Consider the following 22,979-nt stretch of genomic DNA (forward strand, 5'->3'; position numbering starts at 1 on the left):
CTTCACACGATCGCTATTTAACGAATATCGTGATTAGCCGTAAATTAACCGCCTACCGTTTTTCTATAGATCTATAACAGAAACTTGTTTTGGCAGCCCACGAGTGAGAGTAGCAAAGCAAAACTCATAAATGGCTCTTACCCAATCTCGCCCAGGAAAACCACTGTTTCTCACTCTGAAGAAAGTAAACACCACATAAGATGAGTCCCATTGCCACCAGATCCAAGGGAGCGACAGGTTCATGCACCACAAAGTATCCAATAACCAGTGCAACCACCGGAGGAATATACGTCGCAGCAGACGCCGTTACCGCGCCTAACTGACTCACAATGAAGTAATAAAGGATAAATGCGCCACCCGTTCCCAACATACCCAAGCCTGCGGCAACACCCACGAGGGTTTTGGTATCCTCCGCAATCCGGGTGATCCCTTCAAAATCCGTGACAGCCGCAGAAACCAGCAAGGCAAATGCGACCTGATACGTGGAAAGCGCCACTGCAGATATGTTCAGGTCCGACAGGAATTTCCTGGCATAGACAAACGATCCCCCAATACTCAGTGACCCCAGCGCCATATACAAGACTCCCTCAAGATTCACGCCATTGATTCCGCCAACCCAGGGACGTGCGATTATGAATACCCCCAGAAAACCCAGCGCCACACCCACGCCCTTCTGGGCACTGACCGCCTCATCACGCAGAAAAATCAATGTCATCACAAAGGCAAACAAGGGGATGGAACCACTCAGCATCCCGGCCACACTGGACAGCAGGAGCGAAATCCCCAAGGCAAAGGCGTAGTAATACAGTACCGCTGCAAGCAGTGACATCATCAGGAAATGCGGCCAATAGCAAAGATGGGATAACCTGATTTCTTTCCGGTACACGGCATAACCCAGCAGTGGCAGGAAGCCAAAAAAGATACGCAGAAAAACAATCTGTGCGGGCGATATAAACGCTGAAGCCCATTTTACAAACAGGAAGTTACTGCCCCAGATAATCCCAAGGGCGGCAAAAGCAATGTAAGCGATACGCTGCATAAAGAAACAACTCAACAATAATTCGTGGTAGTGGCCAGAAAGCCAGCAGAGTGGTAAGAGTCTGGCTGAAAAGCAGGCTAGGTGGTGCAGGATTTTATAACGAACCGATCAGAATAACTGACAAAACACTTTTACAGAAAAAGCCCTTGTAAACCGCATGAAGACAAGGGCCGGTTTTTAGTCGCTCTATTGATTATGTAGAAACGCGTTTTCCCTCAAACCTTCCTGCGCCAGACCGTGCACTGCGCCAGCGTATGCTGGAATTTTCTGGCCGTTTCCCGAATGACAAATTGCACATCAACCGGTGGTTGGACCTCCTCGAAATGGGCATCCAGTACACGGCGCAGGCCGGTATACGTATCCAGCACCTCACCGTTTTCCCGGACACCTCCCAACCATTTGTCTCTGGGCGTATAGTCTTCCAGCCAGGTATACGGCGATGTCAGCACCAGCAGCCCACCCGGACGAATCCGCTCATGGATCATGCCAAGGAACTGCGCCGGATGATTCAACCGGTCGATCAGGTTGCCGGCGAATACCAAATCATAGTTGTCGTATATTGGCTTGAGGTTGCAGGCGTCTCCCTGGGTAAACCGGATACGGTTGACGTCGATGTCGTCCAGCCCCAGTTCCGCCATATCTGCCACACAATAATCCCCCAGCTCCCCTTCCGTCGGTACGAAATAGCGAATTTTGCCTCGCTGCTGCAACTCGGAAGCGGCTGAAATAAACCGTGCTGAGAAATCAATACCGTCCACATGCTGGAACCAGCGGGCCAGTTCAAAGCTGGTACGCCCGACGGAACACCCCAGGTCAAGGGCGCGGGTTCGGGGGCTTTCCTGGCTCACGTCACGACAGATTTGTGCACAGGCTACAGGGTAGTTGGGGACATCAAAAAAGGTCTCGCCGTAATGGAAAGCCAGATACTGGGCGACCAGGGCATCTGTCTCATAAGGGTTCGCAGACGTGTTTTCTACGGCAGTCGACTCCACGTAACGGAAGCCCGCATGCTGGAAGAAGTGCCGACGAAAAGCATAGCGGGAATCCCGAATCGCATAATTGCCGGTGGACATCCAGCAGCCGCCCTTGATCAGGTTATGCCGGCCATCAAACGTCGGGGTGGAGAAATCATCGTAACAGGGGTGCACACGGAAACCATCAAAGCCATCGATGGGCGTTGTCGTCCATTGCCAGACATTCCCGATGACATCGCACAACTCACCGGTGCGGAATTCATCCACAGGACAGGCGGATGCCCAATATTCAAGATTGATATTACCTGGCGCTTTGTCCCACCAGGGCTGATCAGTATCAACCACGTCCCGAAGACAATACCACTCCGCCTCACTCGGCAACTGAATCTGACGCCCCGTCACTTCCGACTTCCAACGGCAAAAGGCCTGCGCCTCATGACAATTGACGTCTACCGGCCAGTTCCAGGGCATGGCAATCTCTTCAAGCATGGTGCGATAACGATAACCGTCACCTTCTGGTACCCAGAATTCAGGATGGCGTGCTTCACTGAATGTCGCCCAGGCCCAGCCTTCATCCGTCCACCAGCGTTCAGTATCGTAACCACCGGCATCCATGAACGGCTTGAACTCATCATTGCTGACCAGGTACTCACTGGCACTGAATGCAGGGACTTCTACATCATAACGGCCGTATTCATTATCCCAGCCGTAGAGTGCATCATCGTACGCCTTACCCAGTCGCAAGTGGCGTCCCGGAATTGCCACCAGCCGGTTTTCCGGTGCATCCCCCGTCTCTCGACAGGGCTCCCAGTAGGGATCCGGCTTCACATACGACAGAGGCAACTGGCGGATTAATACGGAAGACGTTTCCAGATGTATCCGCTCATGTTCGATCCCCATCATGATGATCCAGGCTGGGCTTTCCCAGGTAATCGGGATATCCAATGGCATGGTTGCAATGAAGTCAGAGACCAGCGCCCGCACCTTACGACGGTAATCTTTCATCGCAGACACGGAAGGCCATTGGTAATGACTGTCATCCAGGTCATCCCAGGACATTTCATCAACCCCGATAGCGACAATGGCCTCAATATCAGGATCAACGCGTTCCGAGATGAGTTTGGCGGTCATCAGCTTGTTAATAAAAAAAGACGCCGTATGGCCAAAATAAAAAATCAGGGGATGGCGGAGTGGAATGGCTTTTTCATACCAGGCTTCGTCACAGGCCAGTGTTTCAAACAGCGTTTCATATTGATCAAATGTCTGCTGAAAATAATCTAACAACTCTTGTCGTTTACTTTCGGGATCGCCACTGTTCAACACCAGTGTACGCGTCACCCTGTCGGGATAATCACTGTAATTCACATCTTTCGCGGTATTTTCAGGCATGTATCACGCTCCTGAGAGTACGGGTTAGCGGGTTGTCCTGTACTGCCCGGACACGGTCATCCATCGCTTATTGCTATCAGATGGTATTGGCCGGTGCAAACCACAAAGCCGGTACACTGATAGCAAGATTGTTCAGCAATCATGAAATCAGCGTGACAAGGCGGCCTTATGGCATGGCTTTACTGCTTATTTCTGTGCAGTAATCATAGTTCGTCGTGCAACGACGGATTCGCTCATAGGCGGTCGGTTCACAAAACAGATCAAGACCTTGCAAGCTTTTGCCTCTATACGATCACTTTCTTATAATCGCGATTGACCCGTCGATCACTGCATCTTGCACAGGCGACCAAATGCCTGTGAACAATAACAATAAAAACACCCAGATTATTTATGATGCAAGACCTGTTACAGACGCTACGACACTGGCCTTTAGACAAACAGCTCACGCTGTTATTCCCCATCATTGTGTTGGCCATTGCCCTGCTATCGGGCTCCATTCTGGCCATAGAACCTATGGAAAACAAAGCAGCACTTTTTGCGGGCCTTTTATTTTTATTGCTCATTCTGGTCATACCGCCATTGCTGCAGCGGCATATTGTGTCCTCAAATACAGCGTGGTTCCTGCGGGAATTCTGGCCGGTGCCCGCGATATTGTTAGGCTATCTCACCATGCGTGTTTTCCGCCTGGAACTGGCCGTTGATTTCTTTCAGATACCCCTTGGATGATCCAGCTCGATATCCTGTTATTTGGCCAGCCAGTACCTCTGTACCTCCAGCAATGGATTACACCGGGCCTGACGTTATGGATGGAGTTCGCCTACCTGCATTTTTATTATCTGTTGCCCATTGGTTCGCTGTTCTATTTTTACTGGCAGGGACAACACCGGACATTTCTCCATCTTCGCAAAGCACTCATTTATGCACTGACCGGTGGTTTTTGCTTTTACTTCATACTGCCCGTTGTTGGACCTGTGACGTACATACCGGATCAGTTCGTTGTGCCACTACCGGCCAACCATGAAATACTGTATGACGCCGTTAACAGTTTCCGTTACCTCTATGACTGTTTTCCCAGTCTGCATACCGCCATTCCCTGGCTGACCCTGATCGTAACCTGGTCCCGTCATCCATGGCCCATTAAAAGCATCCTGTTGTTTATGGCGTTATCTATTACTTTTTCCACCCTGTACCTGCGATATCACTACGGTGCCGATGTCATCGCAGGGTTCCTGTGGGCGGTTCTGATCGCGCAATGGGTGAAACACCAGCCATCTGACCAACAAGACCGGTTAGTATCGACCGTTAAATTGACATGAGCCGGAAAATCGCTACCAACAGGCAAGGTTCACAGAAAAGCAGCAGTATTTTTAATATTAGATCTCTAAATCAATATGTATACTTTTCACTGTCCTACTCTAATATAACTAGCCCAGTCATCGTGAAAATTTTTGCTATAAAGCCAGATTGATCGCTATTTATTACACTGACATTGCTTCCAAGCAAGAATAACGCATTTCGTACTCGATCAGCTTCAGGATGTTTGATCACAAACTCTACCAGCTTACCACCATAAGGTATGGATACCGATGGGTGACTTGTGTCGCCCCAGTCAATAAGAAATGGAATGGCACCATTCATCGGCATCGCATATGGATCGGTTAATTGCCATCTAATTTCATTACCATCCGGCATTGTCCTGCTCCCTGATTCAATCGAACCAAGTCCGAGCTCAGTATGCTTTGCCTTCTCTGATAAATCTATGATGTTATTTGTCCTATATACCCAAGTCACTAATCCCGACCTGCCTGTAGGTGGAATATCAATAAGAGCACCGCGCAGAGGCGTAGGCAGTTGCGGATCTCGAGCTATTACTTCTAGATAGATTCCCGACCCTAGAGACAGGAGAGCATTGTGTGTCCCATACTGGGGATGATGCCCTCCAGGAACAGGTCTAATACCCAGTATGCATTCAATATCTTCAATCCCTTGCTCAAGCGTTGTGCTGGCATAAATAATGTGGTCGATTCCATTGGTCATTATTGTGATTTGATCGGAACTACTATTATGAGACATAGATAAAATACCAATGAGCACTAACAATAAAGCTCCTGAAATTTTGCTCTTAGACATAATATAATTATGTAACTACTAATTACTATACGGATGCTAACAGCCAAGAAGCATAGTCGGTATCACTAATTAGTGAATGATCAAATAGGAAGTAACACTACGAACAATAAAGGCAATTATGTTTGATAAGTTCAAACCTTTTTCGCCATCACCACTTCCAGACGGAGACGCTCAATCACATTCAGCAACATCATGCCCTGGTCACAGTATTTGGCAGCAAGCTGAAGCAACTGGAACAATCCGGCATCCCTCTCGGGTAATTCATGTAACGGATAGTGTGCCTTGGAACAACGCAGACCCGAGACAGCACCTCGCCCATGTAACAATCGCGAAAATATCTCATATGACCAGAATCGATAACGAATGTAGAGCTGTTTCAAACCTGCCAGATACTCTTTGAAAGCGCCGGTTGCACGACTGTCTGCGGCAATGCGGTAGCCTTTTGCCAACAACTGTGTCAGTACACGCTGGGTCAACTGCCGGGCAGCCACGACATCACCATTGCGTGTACGGGATTCTATGCTGACCTTGAGAGCCGTTTCCTCCTGATCACAGAGCCGAGCCACAATATCAGGGTCAAACTCACTGGCCATATCCAGCATACGTTCCAACCGTTTCTCCGCGCCTTTGATCTGCTCTGCCAGTAATGTCTTTGCCTGGCTATTCGTTGGCTGTTGTTGTCGCAATGCAGCAATCTGTTCATGCAAGTGCTCAATCGGCAATACCGTAGCAATGAGCAAACGCTTCGCCACTGCGACTTTCGCGGAGCGTGCCAACAGTCGATCAATACAGGCCAGCTCTGTGTTGAAGAGATAATGCTCCACCATGCGGGTCAAAACGTCATCGGGTAACAGCTGGAGCAAACGCCGCTGTTCCTTCTGTGAATAGGGTCGTGAGAAAGCCTCCAGGACTCGCATTTTTAATGGCAGTTGACCTTTGATAGAACGGAAATACCCGGCAATCATCGTGCAACGCGTCGCTTCCGAGAGCTGTAACAGCAGACCGAATGCTGTTTCTGAATCGGTCTTTGACAAGGCACGCTGGCAGCGGGCCAGCAATGCCTGATCAGCATCTTCTGGTACATTGAGCACCATCCCCTCCAGCCGCTGGGTAGGGTATCCACCGGCCCGATAGAGTGCAGCCAGCACTGTCAGGACATCAGGTGACTCAGTGAGTCGATACAGCCGCTCATAATGCTGGATAGCGTCAGGCATCTCTCGATGTTCAAGTGGGCAAATCATCTGTTCAACGTCTTTTGCAGCAGGATGTTGCGCCTTCACCTCTGGATACAGCACCTGTAACAAAGAGAACAAGTCTGCTAATCCATCGCCGCTTTCAGTCTTACGGTTAAACGGCGCCATGGAATGATGGGACTGAACATACGTTTCCATCAGCAACTGGTTTGACAGGGCAAGCAGTAGCGCTGCGATCTCCTGCTGCCTCTGCTTTTGCACTGCGACCTCACCCCCTAGGGGAGACAGATAGTGTTTTGATAACAACTTGATCAAGGGTGAGTCCATGACATTGTGCCAGTTAAGCGTACCCGCATTCATATGCGTCATGAGCAGCGCGATGGCTTTTTCAGGCAGCGTACGGTGCAACATCAACAACAGTTCAACCAACTGCGATTCATCCGCTTTACGAACCACCGACGAAGGCAACAATAACCGTAATGCCATCAGCGGCATGCGTCGTAGAAGGGAGGCGGACAATGCCAGTTGCCCCCGCTGCTCCATAAGACGGATGTCTTTGATCAAATTTACGGTCATCTGCCGCGCAATTTTATGCTCACGGGCATGAGCTTCACCGGCATTATCAACGATGTGAGTCAGCTGCTGTTTCACCGCATTCAGATGGCTCTCATAGTCACGATTCCGGCTGTTGACCGGTATCTGCAACACGTTCTCCATCAGCACTTGCAGGTGGGACACACCACACCTTGCGCCATGTTGCTGCTGTTGTAGCGTATCTGGTGAAATCAATATCTCGGAAAAAGCGCTAGCGCAATAATGGTGAGAAATGATGTCCAGACGGCAATCTGTCACATGCAAAGGGCGGGAATCACGCGCACCGGATAAAACCGTCAGTGGCTGAATCCGTAGATGGCCTATGTCCAATACACGGACACGCTCCTGTAGATGAACCGTGTTATCACGTGTCACAAGCCTGATATTCGCAGCAGACAGACGAACGACAGATTCATTGTCACTGGCCAGGGAGCGGTGTATGTCACACTCAAAGGTCTCTATGCACAGCTCTCCGGTTGCACCGTACGAGACTTGAGCCGCTACGGAACGCAGCTGGTAGTCCCCCAGCCATACGCTATCCCACTGCAGTCGGACGCTATTTTTATGGTTATCTTTCTCCCTGTGTAACGACATCCTGAGTACCTCTATCCCTTAAATTCAACAAGCCCTTTAACCGGGCAAATACGCATGATTTAAGATTTAGAGGGATAGAAAAGCAGCAAGTTCAGTGCCGCCGGCTAGACCATAGTCGGGATACCGAAAGGACTTAGACTAAAGGCTAAGATTGACTCACACGCCGATCTTAGCCTCAGAAGGTGATTTCAGCGGATTTTATTAATAAACAGCAACCGCCTCATAGTCACTTCCACCGGTCAGCTCAATCGTGACTACCCGTTCAAGTGCATAAGCATCCGCATCCCCTTTTTCGGCTTTAGACAGTCGATCACCATACGCATTCAGACTGATGCGGTCTTCGTGAATACCGGCATCCTGGAGGAAACGGCGGACTGAATCGACGCGTCGCTGGGAAAGCGCCAGGTTATACGCATCAGCGCCGCGGGGATCAGCATAGCCATCCAGCCGAACCTTAACCGATGGATTGACTGACAGGTAGCTGACCAGCGCCTTCAGTCGCTGAGTCGCTCTCTCATCGGGGGCGTCACCGGCTGTGCGAAACAGGACATCCTGCTGCAAGGTATCCAGCGCCAACGTTTCATACTGATGGATGGCAACCTGGGCATTGTGTAAGGCAATCCGCAACTGTTCAGCTTCCTGCTGTGCGACGGTCAGATCTGACTGCACGGCATCCAACTGGTCGGCCTGGTTCACCTGGTTACCGAGATAATCACCGGCAGCCACACCAACCACAAGACCAACGGGCCCACCAAGCGCTGCACCGGCAATGGCTGCACTGCCGACCGTTGCCCCTTTCTTCCAGGTCCACTCAGCCGCCTGGGCCTGAGCAAACGTCAGTGTGCAGATCAATCCCAGGACTGAGGCGGCCATCATCTTCTTCATCGTTGTGCTCCTTATCATGTGCGTTGTGTCTGTCCATGATTTAACGCCATGAAGGAGGCATTCCGATGGTTCAAAAGCGATCAATTCGTGCTGAATTATGATGAATTATGGCAAGGCAAAAACCGGTTATATCACTACTGACAGATCGCGCGACAAACAAACCATGCAAACGCTATAACTTAGCGCACTACCCGGTAAACCGTTTCCCCACTGCTACCTATCGGTTCATACCAGGTATCACTGGCTTTCCAGTAAATCCTGTTATTTTCCCGTACTTCCACGGCGCCGGCAGGCAGCTTGTCGATGACCGCTCCCGCCGGTGCGGGGACGCTGCGATATTGCCCTGACGATGTCCTGTCATAAAAAACACCATCGCGGTAATAGTAAAGCTTGCCTTTGACATACAGGCTTGTATACGACGCAACGTGCACATTAGGACCGGGAGACGCAACGGGAACCACAACGGTGACCGGTGGCTCGACCACAATATACGTACCCCCCTGGCGCTGGTAATACACATTGTCGACCACGTAGTAGGTGGCACCGGCAACAACCAGTGACCGCCAGCCTACGGGAAGCACTGCCACCCTCACACCGATTGCGGGTCTGACCACCGGGGGACCGGGACGATAAGCAGGGTGTCGATGTCCAGGCCCCACACCGTGCATTGGTGCGGCATGCGCAATGCCGGCGAGCCCCAAAAGCAATAGCGACATCACAGACAGCGACAAACGATGAAGACTCATTCTTTGATCCCTCTTCGAAACCTCTATGACAAATCCCGTTTTTCAGAACAATGCATACTCTATAGTCATCATGATCAATGAATGCATGGGTAAGTTGTCATAACTGTATCAGGTTGTATCAAACAGCTTCGGTGTATTGCCTGACCAATCCCCTTGAAGAAATGCGTCCTGTTTTTATTCTGATAAATCCTGTCCATCGCCCCTGCAAATAACGTCAAATGTCTTTTATTAACAAGGAAGTAATGAAAAAATACCGCCCGACATATAAGACATAAGACGTTAAATAATGAGACGTTCCTTATTCGCAGTCGTGTTGCTGACACTACTGACGCACTCCGCCTATGCCTACGTAAGCAATACCATCAAGCCCCCCCAGAGCTTTAGTCAGGCCAAGAGGGTGGCTGCCAGGTTATACGAAGACAACCCCTTCACCTTCTACTGTGGCTGCCCGCAATACCAGCAGGGCAAAAAGCTGATACCAGATCTTAACGCCTGCGGCTACCAGGTCCGAAAGCAGGAAAGACGCGCGTCACGCGTGGAATGGGAACATGTGGTTCCCGCGTGGAGCTTCGGCCACCAGCTGCAATGCTGGCAACAGGGAGGACGCAAGAATTGTTCAAAGAAAAGCCAGCAATTCCGGATTATGGAAGCGGATCTGCACAATCTGGTGCCAGCCGTTGGTGAAATCAACGGCGATCGCTCGAATTACCGCTTCAGCCTGTTGCCACAAACCCAGGGGCAATATGGTCAGTGCGCCTTCAAGGTCGATTTCAAAGCGAGAAAAGCAGAACCACCGCCGGTCACACGCGGCATGATCGCCAGGATTTACCTGTACATGGCCGATGAATACAAACTGAGACTGAGCCAGCAGGATCGCAAGCTGTATGAAGCCTGGGATCGCTCCTGGCCGGTATCTGCGTGGGAAGAGGAACGGGACAAGCGGATTGGTCAGATTACCGGCAAGCGTAATCCTTACGTCGACCGACGTATCAACGAAAACACAATGCTCTCAAACCGTTGAGAACAGACATAGTCACAACCTGTCAGTTACCACGACGTCCAGTCTTCTGATCTTATGGCAGCTGCTGGGAGCGGATGGCTCCCGGCAGCTGCTTTCCGCTAAAGCAACATCATTCGTAACCTGAGACCCAGCTCGGTGGTATAGCCCGTTGTCACCGAGCGAATCTCCCCATTTTTAACAATGGCAAATGCCGGTGTTGCCTGCACACCCCACTCTCTGACCATCATGCCACCCTCATCATTGATGGTGGCAAAGTCCAATGTATGCGCAGCAAGATAACGGCTGACACGATCATCATTACCGGATGCCATGGCAACGGATATCACCGGATAATCACTGGCAATATCACTGACCGCAGGGCTGACAACCCGGCAGACCGAGCACCAGCTGGCCCAGAAATACACTAGTACAGTCTCATCTTTGGATGCTTCCCCAAGATTAAAACGACTACCATCTAATGTTGTTCCCATTAAAACCGGCACGTCTCCTGAGGGCATATTTCGCTGCAGGTAGAGGTTGTATGCGGTCATGACACCCACTGCAATCAACAGGGTCAGCACGCCTTCCCGTATGAACTTACTCAGACGTTTTTTCATGGCGCGCTTGTCCTTGCAGATGGGTGCGAATCAGGTTCGTCAATGCCTGCTCATCTTTGAATCCAACAACGATCTGGTCGGGAAAAACCAGCGAGGGTGTACCACCAATACCCAGCGCTTCAGCAAGCCCAAGATTCTGGTACAGGTGCATCGTCACATCAGGTCCCATTGCCTTTTTCAGCGCTTTGGGGTCCAGCCCTTCCGCATCCAGCGTTGCCTGAATTGAACGATGAGTATGCGCACCGGGTTTGGCCATAAGACGTCGATGGAAATCGCTGTACTGCTCCGGCGTCTGGCGATAAACCGCCAGCGCCAGTTCCGCCGCTTCAAATGAAGAGGCTGTCAGAATGGGCATATCCTTGTAGACAACACGCACCTGCGGGAATTGCCGGGTTATTTCCTGCAATATCGCATCCTGTCGTTTACAGAAGGCGCAGTTGTAATCAAAAAAGTAGGCAATGGTCAGCTGGCCACCCTGCTTTCCCTGAAACGGATCATGAGGGTTTTCAAACAATGCCTGATGGTGTGCTTTGATAGCTCGCTGCTCCATGAGACGACGGGCTTTCATCCAATGATTGAGTGAGTCACCGGTTTCCAGATTGTCTGACATGTTGATCTGAACCGTAGCCTCGGCAGGGTTCACCTGAGCCGTCACTGTTCCTGCCATCAACACCAGAGATGACAGGAAGAAGCTCGCTATTACTTTCAACCATTGTTTCATTTGCCAATCTCCTGTGTACCTGCAGCCTGGTTCAGAGCATTCAGGACACCATCACGGGTCAGCAGTACCGGCAGGGCAATGCCTGCTTTTGCACCGGGTCCGTAGACGATATTGAACGGCACGCCATAGCGGTTGTGTTTATTGAGAAACTGGCTGATGACATCGGAAGGCCGGGTCCAGTCTCCCTGCATCAACACGACACCGGGCGCATTGAGGGCTTCAGCCACGGCGCCCCGGTTCAATACGCTGGCCTTGTTAGCCTTGCAGGTGATGCACCAGTCAGCCGTGACATCAACAAATACCACCTTGCCGGTCATCACGTGGGATTCTATTTTGCTTTCATCAAACGGCGTCCAGTTCAGCACCGATTCCTGTTGTGTGCCTTTTTCAAACGCGCCCAGAATCCAGCCGCCAGACATGACCAGTCCGAGTGACAGGCACAATGCGGCAACAAAAGCCAACCCCCGCCCGACAGCCGGCTGTCTGCTGCGAATCATCGAGAAAGCCAGCAGCAATACAGGCCCCGCCGCTACCAGCAGCACCCAGATCATCGACATGTGACTGTGCAATAGGCTGATCAGCCAGAATGTGGTACCCAACAACAACAGCGCCAATACACGACGAAGAACATTCATCCAGGGACCGGGCTTCGGTAACAGACGAACCAGACTCGGGCGGAGAGAGACCAACAGATAGGGGGCCGCCATGCCGATACCCAACGATGTAAAGATCATCCACAAGGTGAGAGGATCTGACACCAGCGCGAAGGCCACCGCTGTCCCCAGGAAAGGTGCAGAGCAGGGTGTCGCCAGCAGGGTTGCAAACATCCCCTGTATAAAGTGACCAGCGAGGCCATCATCACCCGTCTGGGCAATCCTTGACGACCAGGCGACCGGCAACCGAATGTCGAAACAGGACAACAGGTTCGCTGCAAAAGCCGTGGTCACCAGCACCATGAAGCCAATGAACCAGGGATTCTGAAACTGGATACCCCAGCCAATCTGGGCACCGAACGTTTTGAGAGCTAACAGCCCTGCCGCCAGCAGCCAGAATGAAAAAAGAATACCCGCCGCGACACTCAGGAACTGCCGACGGACCTGTCCCTGGGATTGCCCTGATGCCATCACCAGTGAAGAGAGCTTCATGCCCAATACCGGCAGAACACAAGGCATCAAATTCAGTATCAGCCCCCCGAGGAATGCAAGGCCGATAAGATATAAAAGGCTATTGTCATTGGTATCATCAGCAACCGTTCCGCTCCGGACAACCACCGGTATCTCTTTCGCGTAGTCGCCACTGATGACGGTAACGGCCAGTGTCTGATTATTGAGATCGACATCACCCAACCAGCTACTGACAGAAACAGTCGCCTTCAGTTGTTCGCCCTGATAACGAATGTCTGGCACACCGAAGATCACATCCTCCATGCCATCAATGATCACATCCGGTGTCTTCCAACCATCACTGCGCACTGCCGTCACACGCACGATCTGCTGACTGGCATCCCAGACAGCCGTTACTTCACCAATACCACTGTCAGGCATTAATGTCGGCACGCGGGACAATGCCTTATCAACCGCGAAAGCCGCTGCCGGGTCAGGCGTTAACGCTGACGGGATAAAGGAAAGATCCAGCTGATAATCGGTGAGGACACAGATGGTTGTGCAGGATGAAAGACGGAAGTCACCCAATAGCCTGACGGGCTGGTCGAAATCCTCAACCTGAAACACCAGGGGAAACACGACGGTCTTCTTATAGCCGAGCGCATGTATTCCCAGTAATTCAAAACGCTCAGGTAATGGCCAGAGCCATTCAACCTGCTTCAGGTTACCGGAATCCAGCCATTTCGCTTCAGGTGCAATCCCGCCTTCACCGGGCGATCGCCAATAGGTTTTCCAGTCATCATTCAGCTGAACTTCCAGACCACCGGTCACAGTGCCTGCAACCGGATCCGTTTCACCCGTGAGCAGCAACCGTACTTTGGCATTCGGCTGTTGCGGACTCACCAGCCATTCGGTGCTGAGCGCAAAACCGACCCGCGACATCAGGAGCAGGCATAGCGTGACCAGCCCCACATAAAACTGTTTTTTCATCGTTCTACAAAATCCATAGATAGCAATTATCCGGGCGACTATCAAAAGTCACCCGCCCTGCAGGTTGTATTGCTATCTATTCCCTGAACGTGCAGAACAGCACATGACGCCTGAGCAACGGTGGATCAGGCGAAGAGAGGACATGCCAGCCGATACGCTGAAGAAGGGTAACAAGCAGAATAACGGTAAACAGTGACAACAGCATGGGCAGCTCGACGATTTCACCACCACGTAACAGTTGGTCGGTCAGTTCACAGTCATCAGCATCGGCAGTAACCGCTGAATCCTGATGAGCCAGGTCACTCACAGTCACCGTTGTCGGACAGGCCATTACCAGCCCGGCGCGTTGCACCAGGCAGATTGTCATAACAACCAGCAACGCCAGGCAGGCCAGATAAAGCCCCTGATCTTTTCGACGTTGTGATTGAAGTAATGACATGTTCATAGCCGGCAAGCTTATGGCGGCGTACTGCAAATCGCAAGCGGGCATTGGTTCATCTGTCTGACAAAACTGGGAGGCGGATTTGACCAACACAATAGAGCCGTATGCGTCGTAAGGCGATTAACGCTAATGCAGGTCATGAAAGTGTACGATGATACAGAGAGAGCAGGAAGGCAGTTTCCGATCACACAGAAACTGCCTGATGGCACTAGCTGGATATTTTACCGGGAATCATAACCGCCGTGCGGCATTCGGGATAACTGCTGCAAATCCAGGCTTCCCGTCCGGCATGCTTACCCTGCTTCAGGGTATGACGCGCCATGCCACCGCCACACTTGCCGCAAATCCGCGTTTCCGGCCGCTTCGGTTGCTCACTGACAGCCTTGCGTACGGAAGCAGAACCGATCACTTCGCTGCCCTGATTACCGTGTTCAATCCCCGTCGCGATATACACATCTTCCCGCAGCGTCCGTACGTCCAGCAAACCACCTGTCTCATAGACCAGCAGCGGAAGGCCAGCCTTGTCAAACCAGCCCCGCATCTGATCAATGCGACGACGCCCTTTCTTGGTGCTGCGATCCGCCAGCAAAATCGCGCAACGTGGCGCCAGCGAACGGCGTTCACACAACAGGATGTCAAACCGGGCTTTTCGGAAACGTGCAGACATCGGACGCTGCTGCTCATCAGTAAAGAGCACCTCGCCCAACACAGGATTTCGAAACAGGCAGAAATGCTCCCTGACCGCCACATCCAGCAGGCCATAGAATGAGCGTTCCGAACCATCAAAGAAAGGTTTGCGAATATGTACGCCGGTGTCCCTGCGTATGCGCGAGACGATCGCCACGGTAAGGGTCGCCAACAGCGCGATGCAAACGACAATAGCGATATAGGGGATTTGGGTTTCAATCATCGTGCTATCCATTTCAGCGTCGTTTCCCAATCTCTCGATGCGTTATCCATAAAACCGCACTGTTCATAAATAGTACAACAGTTTCTGACTTTATTCGCCAGTCTCAATACCCAGCATGTCAGGCAGGATAGCGGGTGCAATAATCCGTATGCGCTTTTCCCGGCTTAATTCCCCCCCAATAATCTCAACATTCCGACGTGGCACACCAAAACATTTAGCCAGGAATTTCATCAGGTAGGCATTGGCCTTGCCTTCGACCGGTGGCGCCTTGATACGAACTTTCAGGCTATCGCCATGCAGTCCGGCAAATTCATCTTTACTGGCCCGGGGTTGTAAATGGCAGGCAATCACAAGGTCTTTACCCTGCCAGCGATAAAACGACATACAACTTCTCCACTGACGAACATCCCCGTTCCCTGTAGTATCGGTACACAACCCGATCACTGAATACTACCAGAAAGAAACTGGCACCAAGCCAGTATTCCGGTCATTGATGTCCGTCAACCCGAAACAGTGATTCAATCACTACTATGAGAATAAACGGGGAGGAGAACCGAATGCAGGAATTCAGAAAAATCCTGGTCGCCATCACCAACGCGCATACCAGCAAGGCGGAACTGGTGCAGGCCATTACCTTGGCCGCCGACAACCAGGCGGAACTGACCTTCGTGAGCATTGTTCAACCGGCCTGGTTTGAAAATCCGCTACTGTCACGCGATGACTTTCAATCCTTCTGGGATGAGCATCTACTGGCCATTGCCCAGCCAGCTATGGATGCGGGGATCTCCGTGACAACCCGGCAGATCTGTGGCCATCCATTCCACGAAGTGATCCGCCTGGTGGAAACGGAAGGGTATGACCTGGTCGTCAAACTGGCAGAGCCCAGCGGCGTCTTCAACAGACGTCAACTGACAGGTAATGACCTGAATCTGTTGCGCCGCTGCCCCTGCCCGGTCTGGATGATGCAGGATAAAGACGCGGAACAAGTGGCACAGACACCAGTCATTCTCGTCGCCCTCGACACCAGCACCGATACACCGGAACAAATCGCCCTCAACCGAAAACTGCTAGCCAGCGCTGACCATCTGGCCCTGCAGGAAAAAGCCAACCTGCATGTGCTTCATGTCTGGGATCTTTATGGCGAAGACCGCCTTCAGGGACCTTTCATCAATATGTCCCGCGAACAGGTCAATGAACTACTGAAGGAAACGGAAACCACCAACCGTGAACGCCTCAACGCCCTGGTCACCACCAATGGTATCGGTGATGCAGCACAGTGCCACCTGATGCGAGGCCGTGCGTCCCATGAAATTCAGAAACTGGCGGCGTCCATTAAGGCCGATCTGGTTATCATGGGCACGGCGGGCAGAGTCGGGCTAGCCGCCTTTGTGGTGGGCAATACGGCAGAGAACGTCTTTGCTGGTGTCGATTGTTCGATTCTGGCCATTAAGCCTGATGAAAAAAACCACCAGGCTGTCAGTGGCGAAACAGACGTCAATAACTAGGTTATCGTTCAAAACCACGGGGAAACTGTTTCATAAAGCGCTGGTCAAGCCAGTGCTTCCAGTGCCAGACCCAGCGCCCTGCTACCGTGACAGCTCCCCGTGATCCTATGGCGCGACCATCCGCCATGTTAAGGAGTGCCAGTGACTGACGTTGTGGCTTATAGTCGATGACACGTTTACCCATCAGCAGGTGACGAAGATTGACGTCAAGCACAGTGGCATGGCGAACCGCGTAGACGCCTGATTTCGGATGCGGTTGTGATGCCAGCGTCGCCATATCACCGGCAGCAAATACATTCGGATGACTGAGTGATCGCAGGGCGTTGTCCACCGAAACAAACCCCTGTTCATCAAGTGTAAGACCACTGCCCCGCAACCAGCCATCAGGCCGCGCCGACGTACACAGAACGACGGCATTCAGGAATATCGTTTTACTCTGCCCGCTTTGCAAACCACCCGGCACCAGCGATGCCTGGACATTTTCATGCAGCCGTATATGTCGAGCGCCAAGCTGTTCACGCACATACTGTTGCACAGTGAGAGGATGCCCGGACAATAATCCGCCGGCTCCCACAAGGTGGAGGGAAACGCCGGAAAAACGCTGGCAGAGACGGTGTTCAAGCGCCAACGCCACTTCTGTACCTGCTGCCCCCAACCCAAGAACCCCAAGTGCAAAAGACGGTAAAACCGGCAGCTGTACTTCAAGATCGTCCAACCATGACAGGAATTGCTTAACGGGCTTTACCCCTATCACCGTCATACCCCGGTCAGACTGACCAGAACCCGGAGGACTCTGTGGTAATGAACCGGTATTAATGGATAACAAGTCATAATGAAAACCGCGGCCCCCATTGATACTGAGAATGGCATTGTCGGCATCAAGTTTAACGGCATGCCCCTGAACAAACTCACACCCTGCAAGACGACACAGTTCGGCCAAGTTAATATGCATTTCATTCGGCTGGTAGTGACCGGCAATCAATCCCGGCAGCATGCCGGAATAGGGGGTATATCGATCTGGCGACACCATCACCACCTGTGCACCAGGCAAGGGTTTCCGTATCAGCTGATGTAACAGTAAGGCGTGAGCGTGGCCACCTCCCGCCAGCACAATCGTTTTATTCGTCACCGTGCTAACCACCCTGTCGTCTTGTGCTCTGTCGTTTACGGGTCCCCTTCTGTCGTGTATTGCCTTTAGTCTGCGACTGAGAGCTACCCAGCTGGCCATCGATAAAGGCCCGACAGGCATCAAAGCTGGATACTATCTCATCTGGTAATCCCAACTGTCTCTCCTGCGCTAATTTTCGAGCAAGTCCGAGCATTTTTGGTGTGGGCATACGGTTCTGTGACGCCTGAGCCTGATAAGTATCAATAAAGGTGCTGCAGGCCTGACGATCTGTCAGGGCATTGTCTGGCAGCGGTATACCGACCTGACGACTGATACTTCGGGCATAGGCGGCCATCTTCGGTGTTGGCGCACCACCACCGGTGAAACGATGGCGTCCCTGAGCACTGACTTTATCCGAGAGGGAACCCTGCAATTCCTGCAGCCAACTCTCTAGCCGGTCAATTTGCCGGTAAACGAAACGATCCCGCTTTTCACACGCCAGATTATCATCATTGCGCAGTTCGCAAACCCGGGTCAGATAATCCTCCCATACGGCTGTCGTCTCAGCACTGGTCATCCAAGCCGGCAACCCGTCCACCAGCGATTCACCACTGGCGGTTGACTCAAGACGACTGCCCTTGCGCACAATGAACTTACGAGCCAGTAACGTCTCAAGGATGGTGCTTCGGGTCGCTGGCGTACCAATGCCGGCACTTTCCCGCAGGATACGCCGCAGTTTCGGATCTTTGACAAAGCGCCCCACCGTTTTCATTGCCTTGATCAGTGTGCGATCCGTGTAATACGCCGATGGACGTGTGGTTCGGGTCACCATATCGACCTGCCTCAGCGGTGCCAGCATGCCCTGCTGCGCCGGAACAATCGCCTGATAAGACACCTCAGCCTGCTCATCCTTCCGACGGGGAAAGGCCTGCATCCAGCCTGGGTCAACTACTTCGGTACGAGAAGTCGTAAAACGGCTTGCCGGATGGCCCAGCAGATCCGTTACCGGCACCTGAAATGCCAGTTTTTGCTCCCGCAGACTGGCCGCAGGCCAAAGGGCCTGAATATAACGCCTTGCCACAATACAATACGCCATCTGCGCTTCACGGTTCATAGACGACAGGTTAGCTGATTTGCGGGTAGGAATAATGCCATAGTGCTCCATCGGCTTACTGGTGAAACAGGCAGGCTTTCTGGCGGGATAGTGTTGATGGCTTCCGTCGTGTATATCACGGGCCATCTGTGCCTGCTGGACAAATTCCGCTATCTGCGTCAGGTGTTCAAGTACGGGATTACGCTCATTGGGCGCATACAGTGAATCCGGCAACTCCGCATGCTCGGTTCTGGGATAGGTGACCAGACCATCATTATAGAGTTTTTCCAGCACTTTCTGCGCAGCCGCAGCCGTCATACCGCACGCCTTGTGCATCTCTGCCTGGAACTCGGCCAGATCACACGGCAATGGCGGATTACGCTGGCTGTTGCGCTCCTTGTTCTGGATAACTGTCGCCTGATCGCCCGCCTGCAGCAGACGCTGCCTGAACGCCTGCATTTCCTGCTCACCAGTGAATAATGGCGTATCCAATGGTTCCGGGTCACCTTCTTTGGCGATACGTCGACTGGGCTCCCAGGTAACACCGGCTGGTGCAGCATCAATAATTTCCGTCGTCACGGGGGGATGGTAACGAGCCTCTATCGACGGGTCAGAAACCGAAAAATGGCCATTAATCAGAAAATGATCGGTCGGTACAAAATGACGAATCTCACGACAACGTTCCACCACCAGTGCCAGCGTGGGCGTCTGCACCCGTCCGACCGAAACGACAGATTCACGTCCTCCGCCCTGCCCCAGGTTCGGCCCCATGGCGCCGCCCCGGGCATAATAGGTCAGCGCACGTACGGCGAACTGATAGCTCCAGTCAGCCCTTGCCCGAGCCTCTGAAGCCCGGAACCAGGACTTCATTTCATCGCCGCCTTTCAGACGTGCAAAGGTGTTACGGACAGCCTGCCTGTCCAGCCCGTCCACCAGCCAGGCATGGCGCACCGGGCCTCGATAGCGGCAGGCTTCCAGAAGATGCCAGGCAATGGCAGTACCTTCACGATCCGGGTCAGTGCTGACAATCACTTCACTGGCCTGCCGGAGCTGATCCCGAATGACTTTGTAGTACTGTGCTGGTGTTTTCCCCCCCCCGCTGCGGCGTGTCAGCCGCAGATCAAACTGGCGGGGAATCGGCAACAGGGTGGCAGGATTGTTCCAGGAGGCATCCGGCTTCAATTCCTGGGGCTCACGGATTTCCAACAGATGGCCAGACGCCCAGACCAGCGCCACCGGCTGCCCTTCCAGCGTACCGGTCGCCAGATCCTTCTGCATCCGCCAGCCCATGGCCGTCGCAATCTGCTGCGCCTGGTCGCGCTTTTCCGCGATGATGGTGATTGTCACGGGATTCCTTACAAGCACTGAGTCTTAAAACATAACAGGGTATATTATCTCTGTGAGGGATGTTGTGTAGCAAACTATGCATGTGCCGGTAAGCAGTTATCATCGCCATCAGCAATTAGGTTTTTGAAATAAATGCGCTTGTCTGCACCGTTTTATGACAGAGTTCCCTAACACATTTAAGTTATGTCATAAGTCGTATCGGAATGTGACTTCTTAGAAGTGATTTCTATCGTAACTTTTGAAGATAATTATTTAATAATATAGCGGCAATCTGGAGAAACACTGAAGCTTGACTTGCCCCGTACTTCTCCAGAAAAGCACAGCTATTATTCATCCACAGGCTGCTGACTCAACTTATACTTTCTTGCTTTTTCATCTTCCATTTCTCTAATAGCATCATAATAACCAGGAAGCTCAGCCACATCGTTTTCCTTTATACCACGGCGCCGATTAAATCCTTGAAGTTTCCAACGAACATTCTCTACCTCTGCATCACCTAACACCTTTTGATGCAAGTCCTTATCGCTGAACCTTTTAGCTTTTAGCTTGAATAACTCTTCTGCACGTTGATGACAAGGTGACTCAAACTTTTCATTCTTCTCCTTTATTAAATCAAGATTCATATCGACTTCTTTTTTTCTACGACATTGATTATAACTATTATAAGAATTCCCCGCTCCCGGCTTCTTCTGCTGGAAAAGAATTCTTATTTCATCGGCATATAGCAAACCATCAACAGTAGTTACAGTTTCAGAAAAACGAACTGTTCTAGTTTTATCTGCAAAATCTTTAAGGTGGCCTTCAAATTCTGCATCATTATCCTTTAACTTTTCTTCTTTGGGTTCAGGAAGATAACCAATAGAAGCTCTATGATTCCTTTCATCCATTAAATCCAGAGTTCCATCAAGTTCAGTTTGTTTCATTAACCCCCAATGTTCCAGCTTAGCTGCAAGAATTGCATCAGAACATAGTTTAAGCTTTTCTCTATATATTTCTTCTTTCTTTGCATCCATTTTAAATGGCCTTTCAGGAAGTTCTGATATTTCACCATTTAGAAATGCGATCTCATCCGATAGGATAATGCTTCTATTCCGAACTTCCATTATTCTATGACGTACAGCTAATATTTTCTCTACAAGCTTACTTTCTCCACCAGTCACTCTTACACCTTTAGATTCACCTTTTTTTGGCGAAACATTTACCAAACCTGTTGATTTAGTACGCATTTGATTTCCCGATATCATCCTCATTCTCCCTGAATAATATTGAATTAACGTCTAATCATTAATATTAAAAATATCTGCAAAAAAATAAAATTAGACATAAGTATTAAGTAAAGAAAATCTTAGAAAAAATAACAAATCAATCACTTAAGTTACACAACCATTAAACCTTTACCATGCTCATTATCCAATCCACTTGAAAAGAGCACATATATAGGCAATCCCAAATAACAGCTTCACATGGCCTAGTCTTAATCCAGATAAAAACACAATAATACTTTCAAAATTAGAGCCACTTTTCTCCATACGCCCATATTCACCCATGACAACCAGAGTATGCATCATTCATCTCATTTCTCAGCATACCAATCAACAGCTATTTCGATGTATCCATTCATATGCAAATGTGCCATATAATATGCTTTTATAAATCATAAAAAATACATATGTCACAGTTGCGATTAGTTACTCTCCTGATAATAACCCTGTTAGAAGGCTGCACATATACTCGCGATAGCACGGCGATCGTTAACCGCCTTGCCATATCACTGAATGCTGTGGCAGAGATAAGGGAGACTCGCCATTTTCACCTTCAAACTCTCCAAAACCTCGCAGGAGAGCAGAAAACACTGCGGGTTTACATCGAGGGAGACGGCCATGCTTGGGCCAGTCGGCGACGCCCTTCACTGGATCCAACACCCCATAACCTGATGCTTATCGACCTGATGCGTCGGGATAACTTTCCAGACCGTGTCTACTTAGCCCGTCCCTGCCAGTTTGTATCGAGTGAACACTGCAAAATTCCGGTCTGGACCAGCCTGCGCTACAGCCAACCCATGGTGGATACCCTTAATGAAGCCCTTGATCAACTAAAAGCAAAAGGACCGTATAACGACATTGAACTGATAGGTTTTTCCGGTGGTGGAACGCTAGCGCTGCTGATGGCAGCGAGTCGCAATGATGTCATTTCCATCAGGACTGTCGCAGGCAATCTGGATCCGGTGTTCGTCAATCAGTTTCACAATGTGAGTCCAATGCCTGACAGTCTTAATCCCATCGATTTCTCCAGTAAACTGGCCTCGATACCGCAATTACATTTTATTGGTGGAAAGGATACGGTTATTACACCGGCAGTCTATGATCACTACCAGTCATCCTTCAGCAAGCAGCATTGCCTGTCACGTTATGTGAAGCCCGCTGCACGGCACAACACGGGCTGGGAACAATCCTGGCCGGAGCTGCTTGAAATACCGGTTAAGTGTCGTCAATAGGCTAGCAACGTAAACGGTAAGCAAACACAGCAAGGCATTATTTGAACGTTTGACTCATCTACGAAATCATCTATTTTTTAACTGTTTTTCATGACACTCCAACGG

At 50.9% G+C, this 22,979-nt stretch carries 20 protein-coding genes; 5 read left to right on the forward strand and 15 right to left on the reverse strand.

Annotated elements, in window-relative coordinates; translation table 11 throughout:
- Nucleotides 1-124: 124 nt before the first annotated feature.
- Nucleotides 125-1,039 (reverse strand): DMT family transporter, encoded by a 915-nt coding sequence (locus KHS78_RS09060; RefSeq protein ID WP_211827496.1) that lies wholly within the window; start codon nt 1,037-1,039, stop codon nt 125-127.
- A 215-nt stretch (nt 1,040-1,254) separates the two neighbouring features.
- Nucleotides 1,255-3,402 carry a 5-histidylcysteine sulfoxide synthase gene (gene ovoA, locus KHS78_RS09065; protein ID WP_211827499.1) on the reverse strand — a complete coding sequence of 716 codons (2,148 nt, stop codon included), beginning with the start codon at nt 3,400-3,402 and terminating at the stop codon, nt 1,255-1,257.
- Nucleotides 3,403-3,792: 390 nt separating this feature from the next.
- Between ovoA and KHS78_RS09070 the strand changes: the two genes are divergently transcribed.
- Nucleotides 3,793-4,128, forward strand: a complete 336-nt coding sequence (locus KHS78_RS09070; RefSeq protein ID WP_211827501.1) for a hypothetical protein — start codon at nt 3,793-3,795, stop codon at nt 4,126-4,128.
- The gene (locus tag KHS78_RS09075; protein WP_211827503.1) at nt 4,125-4,718 is read left to right on the forward strand and encodes a phosphatase PAP2 family protein; all 594 of its coding nucleotides are present in this window, start codon (nt 4,125-4,127) and stop codon (nt 4,716-4,718) included. The genes KHS78_RS09070 and KHS78_RS09075 overlap by 4 nt, the downstream gene beginning before the upstream one ends.
- Nucleotides 4,719-4,812: 94 nt before the next feature.
- Here KHS78_RS09075 and KHS78_RS09080 read toward each other — a convergent pair whose 3' ends face one another.
- From KHS78_RS09080 to KHS78_RS09095, 4 genes are all read right to left on the reverse strand, one after another.
- Nucleotides 4,813-5,532 (reverse strand): VOC family protein, encoded by a 720-nt coding sequence (locus KHS78_RS09080; RefSeq protein ID WP_211827505.1) that lies wholly within the window; start codon nt 5,530-5,532, stop codon nt 4,813-4,815.
- Nucleotides 5,533-5,663: 131 nt separating this feature from the next.
- Complete coding sequence (locus KHS78_RS09085; RefSeq protein WP_211827507.1) at nt 5,664-7,913, reverse strand: hypothetical protein; 2,250 nt, start codon at nt 7,911-7,913, stop codon at nt 5,664-5,666.
- A gap of 201 nt (nt 7,914-8,114) precedes the next feature.
- Nucleotides 8,115-8,798, reverse strand: coding sequence for an OmpA family protein (locus KHS78_RS09090; RefSeq protein ID WP_211827509.1), 684 nt, complete (start codon nt 8,796-8,798; stop codon nt 8,115-8,117).
- A 179-nt stretch (nt 8,799-8,977) separates the two neighbouring features.
- Nucleotides 8,978-9,544 carry a DUF6515 family protein gene (locus tag KHS78_RS09095; RefSeq protein ID WP_211827511.1) on the reverse strand — a complete coding sequence of 189 codons (567 nt, stop codon included), beginning with the start codon at nt 9,542-9,544 and terminating at the stop codon, nt 8,978-8,980.
- A 286-nt stretch (nt 9,545-9,830) separates the two neighbouring features.
- Between KHS78_RS09095 and KHS78_RS09100 the strand changes: the two genes are divergently transcribed.
- A complete protein-coding gene (locus tag KHS78_RS09100; RefSeq protein ID WP_211827512.1) occupies nt 9,831-10,565 on the forward strand; it encodes an endonuclease in 735 nt (244 codons plus the stop codon).
- A 98-nt stretch (nt 10,566-10,663) separates the two neighbouring features.
- On the opposite strand, the gene KHS78_RS09105 is transcribed toward KHS78_RS09100, so the two are convergent.
- From KHS78_RS09105 to KHS78_RS09130, 6 genes are all read right to left on the reverse strand, one after another.
- Entirely contained in the window at nt 10,664-11,161 is a 498-nt protein-coding gene (locus KHS78_RS09105; protein WP_211827514.1) for a protein disulfide oxidoreductase, read from the reverse strand.
- On the reverse strand, nt 11,142-11,882 hold the full coding sequence (locus KHS78_RS09110) for a DsbA family protein (protein ID WP_211827516.1): 741 nt from the start codon (nt 11,880-11,882) through the stop codon (nt 11,142-11,144). The genes KHS78_RS09105 and KHS78_RS09110 overlap by 20 nt, the downstream gene beginning before the upstream one ends.
- Nucleotides 11,879-13,975: a protein-disulfide reductase DsbD family protein gene (locus KHS78_RS09115; protein WP_211827518.1), complete on the reverse strand. Its 2,097-nt coding sequence runs from the start codon at nt 13,973-13,975 to the stop codon at nt 11,879-11,881. The genes KHS78_RS09110 and KHS78_RS09115 overlap by 4 nt, the downstream gene beginning before the upstream one ends.
- 76 nt (nt 13,976-14,051) lie before the next feature.
- A complete protein-coding gene (locus KHS78_RS09120; protein WP_211827520.1) occupies nt 14,052-14,414 on the reverse strand; it encodes a hypothetical protein in 363 nt (120 codons plus the stop codon).
- 211 nt (nt 14,415-14,625) lie between these two features.
- Nucleotides 14,626-15,327 (reverse strand): DUF2726 domain-containing protein, encoded by a 702-nt coding sequence (locus tag KHS78_RS09125; protein WP_211827522.1) that lies wholly within the window; start codon nt 15,325-15,327, stop codon nt 14,626-14,628.
- A gap of 90 nt (nt 15,328-15,417) precedes the next feature.
- Nucleotides 15,418-15,711, reverse strand: coding sequence for a DUF167 family protein (locus KHS78_RS09130; protein ID WP_211827524.1), 294 nt, complete (start codon nt 15,709-15,711; stop codon nt 15,418-15,420).
- A 173-nt stretch (nt 15,712-15,884) separates the two neighbouring features.
- Between KHS78_RS09130 and KHS78_RS09135 the strand changes: the two genes are divergently transcribed.
- The gene (locus KHS78_RS09135; RefSeq protein WP_211827527.1) at nt 15,885-16,832 is read left to right on the forward strand and encodes a universal stress protein; all 948 of its coding nucleotides are present in this window, start codon (nt 15,885-15,887) and stop codon (nt 16,830-16,832) included.
- Between the two features lies 1 nt (nt 16,833).
- Here KHS78_RS09135 and KHS78_RS09140 read toward each other — a convergent pair whose 3' ends face one another.
- The 3 genes from KHS78_RS09140 to KHS78_RS09150 form a co-directional block, all read right to left on the reverse strand.
- Complete coding sequence (locus tag KHS78_RS09140; RefSeq protein ID WP_211827529.1) at nt 16,834-17,961, reverse strand: FAD-dependent oxidoreductase; 1,128 nt, start codon at nt 17,959-17,961, stop codon at nt 16,834-16,836.
- A 4-nt stretch (nt 17,962-17,965) separates the two neighbouring features.
- Nucleotides 17,966-20,380 (reverse strand): DNA topoisomerase, encoded by a 2,415-nt coding sequence (locus KHS78_RS09145; protein WP_211827531.1) that lies wholly within the window; start codon nt 20,378-20,380, stop codon nt 17,966-17,968.
- Between the two features lie 326 nt (nt 20,381-20,706).
- Nucleotides 20,707-21,606, reverse strand: coding sequence for a hypothetical protein (locus KHS78_RS09150; protein ID WP_211827533.1), 900 nt, complete (start codon nt 21,604-21,606; stop codon nt 20,707-20,709).
- Nucleotides 21,607-22,160: 554 nt separating this feature from the next.
- On the opposite strand from KHS78_RS09150, the gene KHS78_RS22580 reads away from it, so the two are divergent.
- Nucleotides 22,161-22,874: a hypothetical protein gene (locus KHS78_RS22580; RefSeq protein WP_211827535.1), complete on the forward strand. Its 714-nt coding sequence runs from the start codon at nt 22,161-22,163 to the stop codon at nt 22,872-22,874.
- Nucleotides 22,875-22,979 lie beyond the last annotated feature (105 nt).

Source organism: Kistimonas asteriae, assembly GCF_018263925.1.
Lineage (GTDB): Bacteria > Pseudomonadota > Gammaproteobacteria > Pseudomonadales > Endozoicomonadaceae > Kistimonas > Kistimonas asteriae.